Source organism: Gammaproteobacteria bacterium (genome assembly GCA_028817255.1).
GTDB lineage: Bacteria > Pseudomonadota > Gammaproteobacteria > Porifericomitales > Porifericomitaceae > Porifericomes > Porifericomes azotivorans.
The window spans coordinates 1-7,252 of the sequence record JAPPQA010000089.1; the positions used below are offsets into that span (position 1 = coordinate 1).

At 66.4% G+C, this 7,252-nt stretch carries 6 protein-coding genes; 1 reads left to right on the plus strand and 5 read right to left on the minus strand.

From position 1 onward, the window contains the following. From pssA to ilvB, 5 genes are all read right to left on the minus strand, one after another. Positions 1-709: CDP-diacylglycerol--serine O-phosphatidyltransferase (pssA, locus tag OXU43_04090; GenBank protein MDD9824336.1), on the minus strand; the 709-nt coding region annotated here is incomplete at its 3' end. A gap of 40 nt (positions 710-749) precedes the next feature. Then, a complete protein-coding gene (locus OXU43_04095; GenBank protein ID MDD9824337.1) occupies positions 750-1,415 on the minus strand; it encodes a hypothetical protein in 666 nt (221 codons plus the stop codon). Between the two features lie 11 nt (positions 1,416-1,426). After that, positions 1,427-2,443 (minus strand): ketol-acid reductoisomerase, encoded by a 1,017-nt coding sequence (gene ilvC / locus OXU43_04100; protein ID MDD9824338.1) that lies wholly within the window; start codon positions 2,441-2,443, stop codon positions 1,427-1,429. Between the two features lie 221 nt (positions 2,444-2,664). Continuing rightward, the gene (gene ilvN, locus OXU43_04105) at positions 2,665-3,150 is read right to left on the minus strand and encodes an acetolactate synthase small subunit (GenBank protein MDD9824339.1); all 486 of its coding nucleotides are present in this window, start codon (positions 3,148-3,150) and stop codon (positions 2,665-2,667) included. 23 nt (positions 3,151-3,173) lie between these two features. Continuing rightward, a complete protein-coding gene (gene ilvB / locus OXU43_04110; GenBank protein MDD9824340.1) occupies positions 3,174-4,919 on the minus strand; it encodes a biosynthetic-type acetolactate synthase large subunit in 1,746 nt (581 codons plus the stop codon). Between the two features lie 240 nt (positions 4,920-5,159). Between ilvB and OXU43_04115 the strand changes: the two genes are divergently transcribed. Continuing rightward, positions 5,160-6,935 carry a proline--tRNA ligase gene (locus OXU43_04115; protein ID MDD9824341.1) on the plus strand — a complete coding sequence of 592 codons (1,776 nt, stop codon included), beginning with the start codon at positions 5,160-5,162 and terminating at the stop codon, positions 6,933-6,935. Positions 6,936-7,252 lie beyond the last annotated feature (317 nt).

Below are 7,252 nucleotides of genomic sequence, written 5' to 3' on the forward strand. Positions count from 1 at the left end.
GCCGCCGGTACAGGTGCAGCAGGTTGTTCGCAGGGCCCGAGACGGCGTAGCCGAATGCGAACAGGGCCAGGACCAGCGGCGGGCGGATCGAGACCAGCACGAATACGGCGACGATGGCAAGCACGACCAGAAAGCGGACGCGCCCCAGGAAGTCTATGTTCTTGAAACTGTGGTAGCGGATGTTGCTGACCATGAGCAGGGCGGCGGCGACGGCGACCGCCATGCTGACGGCGACGTTGGCGGCGCCGGTTAACGCGGCGCCGCTTTCGCACAGCCATACGTGGCCCGCCACCAGCACGGCGGCGGCGGGGCTGGGCAGCCCCTGGAAGAAGCGCTTGTCGTGGCCCGCCGCCTGGGTGTTGTAGCGCGCCAGGCGCAATGCCGCCGCCGCGGCATAGACGAAGCTTACCGCCCAGCCCAGCTTGCCGACGCCGGACAGCGACCACTGGTAGAGCAGGATGGCCGGCGCCACTCCGAAGCTCACCATGTCCGAGCAGCTGTCGTACTGGGAGCCGAAGGCGCTCTGGGTGTTGGTAAGCCGGGCCACCCTGCCGTCCAGCACGTCCAGCGCCAGGGCTACGAACACGGCGATCGCCGCTACCTGGTAATGGCCGCCGACCGCCGCCGTCATGGAGTAAAAGCCGGCGAACAGGGCGCCAGTGGTGAACAGGTTGGGGAGCAGGTAGATGCCGCGGCGGCGGTCGCTCATGGCGCGGTCTCCGGGTATCTTGCTCGCGGCGCCGCCGGCCCTAGGGCGGCTGCCGGATAGCGCTGACCTGCTGATTGTGCACCAGGTGCGCGAGGATCGTGTTCCCGGAGCGCACGGATTGCCCGGGTTCCACCTCGATGCTGACGTTCACCGGGGTGAAGACCTCGAAGTCTCCGCCCAGCAGCAGGTAGCCGATGCGGTGCCCCTGGCCGGTGCGCCCGCCTGTGCTCAGGTGGCTCCAGAAGCGGAAGTTCGTCAGCCGGCGGGGGATGTGCACGGCCAGCACGACGTCGTCTTGTTCGTCGGTGCGCACCCAGGCCGCGTAGTCGCGCCCGCCGCCGTTTTCCCGCGAGGGCGGCCGCTGCCATTGTTCCTGCACCTTGCCTTCCGTGGGGCTGCGAAAGGAGAAGATGCTCAGCGGCGACATGTGGATGCGGATTCGCCATGCCTCCCGCCGCAACCACGGGTCGTCGCACCGTTTCACCGAGATGATCTTGCCCTGCGCCGGACAGATCAGGGCCAGCGGGTCCGCGGGCACGTTCGGGTACGGGTCGCGCAACAGGTACAAGGCCGCCGCCAGCAGCAGCAGCAGCGGCGCGGCGGCCGGCAGGCCGAACAGGTATTGCAAAAGCAGGGCGCCGGCCCCGAGCGCCAGCAGTATCGGCAGCCCTTCCCGGGCGATGCGAGGATGCGAACCGAAAGGCATTTGCTCCCCGCCTAGTCGCCCTTGGGGGAGACTAGCCTTTGTTCGTGGATCCAGGGCATCATTTCTCGCAATCGCCGGCCGGTGTCCTCCAGCAGGTGTGCGCCCGATTTGCGGCGCATGGCTTTCATCACCGGCGTCCCGCTCTGATTCTCCAGGATGTACTCGCGGGCGAATCTGCCGTCGCGCACTTCCTCCAGAATGCGCTTCATGGCGCGGCGCGAGTCTTCCCCGATTACCCGCGGGCCGCGGGTGAAGTCGCCGTACTCGGCCGTGTTGGATATGGAGTAGCGCATGTTGGCGAGCCCGCCCTCGTAGATCAGGTCTATGATCAGCTTCAGTTCGTGCAGGCACTCGAAGTACGCCATTTCGGGCGCGTACCCGGCCTCGACCAGGGTCTCGAAACCGGCCTGGATCAGGGCGGTCAGGCCGCCGCACAGCACCGCCTGCTCGCCGAACAGATCGGTCTCCGTCTCCTCCCGAAAGCTGGTCTCGATGATGCCGGCCCGGCCCGCGCCGATGGCGGCGGCGTAGGCCAGCGCCAGGGCGTTCGCTTTGCCGGAGCGGTCCTGGTGCACGGCGATCAGCGACGGCACCCCCTTGCCCTCGCGGTAGGTGGAGCGCACCAGGTGGCCGGGGCCCTTGGGCGCGATCATGATCACGTCCAGGTCTTGCCGCGGTTCGATCTGGCCGTAATGGATGTTGAAACCGTGCGCGAAACCGATGGCGGCGCCCTGGCGCAGGTTCGGCAGGATGTCCCGCGCATAGGCGGCCGGTTGAGATTCGTCCGGGATCAGCAGCATGACCAGGTCGGCGTCGCGCACGGCCTCGGGCGTCGTCCGTACTTCCAGCCCCGCCTCCTGCGCCTGGGGGGCCGAGGCCGAGCCCTCGCGCAGGCCGACGACCACCTCCACCCCCGAGTCCTTCAGGTTGCGGGCGTGGGCATGGCCCTGCGAGCCGTAGCCGAGTACGGCCACCCGCCGTCCCTGCAACTGCTTGGGGTCCGCGTCTTTTGCGTAGTAAACCTTCATTTCCTGTCTCCTCCTCCCCTGCCGGGGGACTGCGTCCCCCTTAATCTTTTGATCGGAATGGTGCTCGTAAAAGTTCCTGAAAAGGGCCCCGGAATGCTCCCGTAGAGCCCCCTCTCCTTACCTGCCCCGGGAACGGTCCCTGAAATGCCCCCTTGAATGCCCCCCTGAATGCCCCTTGAATGCCCTTTATATGCCCTTTGTATGCTCTCTGAATGGGGCCTCTAAATGGCCTTTTTCCCGCGGGCGATGCCGGATACTCCCGAGCGCACCATTTCCAGGACGTTTTTTTCCCCCAGGGCCACCAGGAAGGCGTCCAGCTTCTCGCCCGTGCCGGTGATCTCGACGATGTAGGTCGCCTCCGTCACATCCACGATTCGCCCCCGGAAGATCTCCACCAGGCTCCGTATCTCCCGGCGCTTTTCCCCCTGTGCCTGCGCCTTTATCAGCAGCAGTTCGCGCTCGATGTGGGGGCTCTCGTTCAGGTCCACGACCTTGACCACGTCGATCAGCTTGTTGATCTGCTTCATGATCTGCTCGACGACCTCGTCGGAGCCGACGGTGACCAGAGTCATGCGGGAGAGGGAAGGGTCTTCCGTAGGGGCGACCGTCAACGACTCGATGTTGAAGGAACGCGCCGAGAACAGCCCGGCGACGCGCGATAACGCGCCAGCTTCGTTTTCCAGGAGCAGGGACAGGATGTGGCGCATACCCCTGAAGCAACCCCGACCGCTCAGGCCAACTCGCGGTCCGGGGTGGCATGGGCGGGGGACAGGTGCATCTCGTGGTGGCCTTTCCCCGCGGCAATCATAGGATAGACGTTTTCCGTTTGGTCGGTGATGAAATCCATCAGCACTACCTGCTCTTTCATGCTCAGCGCGCGCTGTAGGGCGCTCTTTACGTCGCCGGGGCGCTCGATCTTCATGCCGACGTGGCCGAAGCTTTCCGCCAGCCGCACGAAATTCGGCAGCGCCGACATGTAGGAGTGGGAATACCGCCCCGCGTAGAAAAACTCCTGCCACTGGCGCACCATGCCCATGTAGCGGTTGTTCAGGTTGACGATCTTGATCGGCAGGTCGTACTGCAGACAAGTGGAAAGTTCCTGGATGCACATGACCAGGCTGGCCTCCCCGGTGATGCAGATCACCGGCTTTTTCGGGAACGCCAACTGCACCCCCATGGCGGCGGGCAGGCCGAAGCCCATGGTGCCCAGGCCGCCGGAATTGATCCAGCGCCGCGGCTGGTCGAATTTGTAAAACTGCGCCGCCCACATCTGGTGCTGGCCCACGTCCGAGGTGATGAAGGCATCGCCCCCGGTCAGTTCGTAGAGCGTCTCGATGACGTGCTGCGGTTTGATCGCCTTGCCGTTTTGTTCGTACTGCAGGCAGTCAATTGCCTGCCACTGTCGGATCTGCTGCCACCATTCCTGCAATCCCTCCTGCTCGGGCCGCTCGCCCTTTTCGTCCAGGACGCGGTTCATCTCCTCCAGCACGTGCCGCACGTCGCCGACGATCGGCACGTCCACCGGCACGTTCTTGGAGATCGAGGAGGGGTCTATGTCTATGTGCACGATGCGCGCGTCCGGGCAGAATTTGTCCAGGTCGCCGGTTACCCGGTCGTCGAAGCGGGCGCCGATGGCGATCAGCGTATCGCAGTAATGCATGGCCATATTGGCCTCGTAGGTGCCGTGCATGCCCAGCATGCCGACGAACTGGGGGTCCGTGCCCGGGTACGCGCCCAGGCCCATCAGGGTGTTGGTGATCGGGTAGCCGAGGCGCCGCACCAGCCGCCGCAATTCTTCGGAGGCGCCGCTGAGGATCACGCCGCCGCCGGTGTAGAACATCGGCCGCCTGGCCTCCAGCAACAGCCGCACCGCTTTGCGGATCTGACCGCTGTGGCCCTTGGTCCGCGGCTTGTAGGAGCGCATCTCTATCTTGTCGGGATAGGCGAAGCCGCAGCTTTCGGCGGTGATGTCCTTGGGGATGTCCACCACCACCGGCCCCGGGCGGCCGCTGGCGGCGATATGAAATGCCTTTTTGATGGTGGCGGCCAGCTCGCGCACGTCGCCGACCAGAAAATTGTGCTTGACGCAGGGGCGGGTGATGCCCACCGAGTCCACCTCCTGGAAGGCGTCGTTGCCGATCAGCGGCCTCGCCACCTGGCCGGTGAACACCACCATGGGGATGGAATCCATATAGGCCGTGGCGATGCCGGTCACGCTGTTGGTGACGCCGGGGCCGGAGGTTACCAGTACGACCCCGGGACGGCCGGTAGCCCGGGCGTAGCCGTCGGCGGCGTGGGCCGCTCCCTGCTCGTGGCGCACCAGGATGTGCTGCAATTCTTTTTGTTGGAACAGGGCGTCGTAGATATGCAGGACGGCGCCGCCCGGGTAGCCGAAGATATGCCGCACGCCTTCCGCGTGCAGTGCGCGCACGAAGATCTCCGCCCCGCGCAGTACTTCCGGTTTACGTTCGTTCATGGCGGGAAAGGCGATCACGCACTGGCAGATGTTCGCTACTGGTCCGCATCGGCAAAGTGCCGCCACGGTAACGGTTTCCGACAAGCGGGTCAAGGGAAAAAGCCTTTCCCGGCGGCGCCTGGGCCGGGCGGGCGCCGCGCCGCCGCCGGCGGCGCGTATTTATGCGCGTTGCGCGCCGTATATAACGTATATAATCCGCGGCCATGTTCGCTCGTTCTTCTTCCCTGCGCTAAGCCCGCGATGCGCGCCTCCCGGTTGCTTTTGGCTACCCTGCGGGAGCCGCCCGCCGAGGCGGAGACCGCCAGCCACAGGCTGTTGATGCGGGCAGGGATGATCCGGCAACTGGCCGCCGGCATCTACACCTGGCTGCCCCTGGGCTGGCGGGTGCTGAAGAAGATCGAGGGCATCGTCCGCGCGGAGATGGACCGCATCGGTTGCCAGGAAATCCTCATGCCGGGGGTGCAGCCGGCCGAGTTGTGGCGGGAGTCCGGGCGCTGGGAGGAATACGGCCCGGAGTTGCTGCGCTTTCAGGACCGGCACTCCCGGGACTTCTGCCTGGGCCCCACCCACGAGGAAGTGGTCACCGACCTCGCGCGCCGGGAGCTCCGCAGTTACAAGCGGCTGCCGCTGGTTCTCTACCAGATACAGACCAAGTTCCGGGACGAGGTGCGCCCGCGCTTCGGCATCTTGCGGGGGCGGGAATTTTTGATGAAGGACGCCTATTCCTTCCACCTGGACGAAGACAGCCTGGACCGGACCTACGCCCGGATGCGGGAAAGCTACGGCCGCATCCTCGACCGCCTGGGCATGGAATACCGGGTGGTGGCGGCCGACAGCGGCAACATCGGCGGCGCGCTCTCCCACGAGTTCCATGTGCTCGTTCGTTCCGGCGAAGACCGGGTCGCGTTCAGCGACGGCGGCGATTACGCGGCGAATGTCGAGCTGGTCGCGGCCCCGGCGCCCGCCGGCGACCGTCCTCCCCCCGGCGAGGACAAGAGGGCGGTGGAAACCCCGGGTTGCCGCACGATTGCCGAAGTCTCGCGGCACCTGGGCTTGCCGCCGGAGCGCTGCCTGAAGACCCTGGTCGTCAAGGGCGCGGGGGACGGCCTGCTCGCCCTGATCCTGCGCGGCGACCACGAACTCAATCGCCTCAAGGCGGAGCGCTGCCCCGGCGCCGCCTCCCCGCTGCGTTTTGCCACGGCAGAGGAGATTCGCGCCGCCACCGGCTGTATGCCCGGTTCCCTGGGGCCGGCGGGCCTGGCGTTGCCCCTGCTCGCCGACCGCGAGGCCGCCGTTGTCGCCGACTTCGCCTGCGGCGCCAACCGCGAGGGCGCGCATTTCGTCGGCGTCAACTGGGGGCGGGATCTGCCCGCGCCCGAAACCGCGGATCTGCGCAACGTGGTGGACGGCGACGCCAGCCCCCAGGGCGGCGGCCGGCTGCGGGTCTCGCCAAGCATGGAGGTGGGGCATATCTTCAAATTGGGCGACAAATACAGCGCCGCCATGAACGCGGTTTGCCTCAACCGGGAGGGCAAGGCCCAGCCGCTGGTCATGGGATGCTACGGCATGGGAGTGTCCCGGCTGGTGGCGGCCGTCGTCGAACAGCACCACGACGAGGCCGGCATCGTCTGGCCGGTCTCGGTCGCTCCCTGCGCGCTGGTTCTGATCCCGATCCACATGCACCGCTCGCGGCGCCTGCAACGGGCGGTGGAGGGCCTTTACCGGGAATTGCTGGCCCTGGGGATCGACGTCCTGCTCGACGACCGGCGCGAACGGCCCGGCGTGATGTACCGCGATGCGGAATTGATCGGCATCCCGCACTGGCTGGTGCTGGGCGACAGCGGCCTGGACCGCGAGCGGATCGAGTACCGCCGCCGCGGCCGACCCGGCACCCGCGAGTTGCCGCTGGCCGAGGCGGCGGAGTTCTGCAAGCGGCAACTGGCTGTCCCGCGGGCCGCGCCGGTCCCGGAAGAGGCCGAAGCCGCGCCGCCCCCCCAGCCCGGCGGCGATACCTAGCCCGGATATTGCGCCAGCGCCGGTTTGCCGCCGGAAATGTCGCGGTCTGGGACGGCGGACGGGGAGGCGGGCGCGCTACGGCGCCCGCAAGCCGTTCCGCAATCGAAGGCAAGCGAAGCGGCTCTCTTATTCCGCTATTCCCTCATTTTTCCCATCGCTCCCCCCTTTACATCAGGGGGGAGTGATGCATATGAAACAGGCTGTGTAAAAACTCCGAAAATCCAGAACCGCCCGAAAAACTACCCACTGGCACGGCAAATATCCGCCATTCCCGCGCAGAGCCTGCCCCTGGCTTGAACAGGGGCGGGAATCCAGCG

Coding starts and splice junctions, on each gene's coding strand:
- ilvB (MDD9824340.1), bottom strand. CDS start 4,919: ATGAACGAACGTAAACCGGAAGTACTGCGCGGGGCGGAGATCTTCGTG.
- ilvC (MDD9824338.1), bottom strand. CDS start 2,443: ATGAAGGTTTACTACGCAAAAGACGCGGACCCCAAGCAGTTGCAGGGA.
- ilvN (MDD9824339.1), bottom strand. CDS start 3,150: ATGCGCCACATCCTGTCCCTGCTCCTGGAAAACGAAGCTGGCGCGTTA.
- OXU43_04115 (MDD9824341.1), top strand. CDS start 5,160: ATGCGCGCCTCCCGGTTGCTTTTGGCTACCCTGCGGGAGCCGCCCGCC.
- OXU43_04095 (MDD9824337.1), bottom strand. CDS start 1,415: ATGCCTTTCGGTTCGCATCCTCGCATCGCCCGGGAAGGGCTGCCGATA.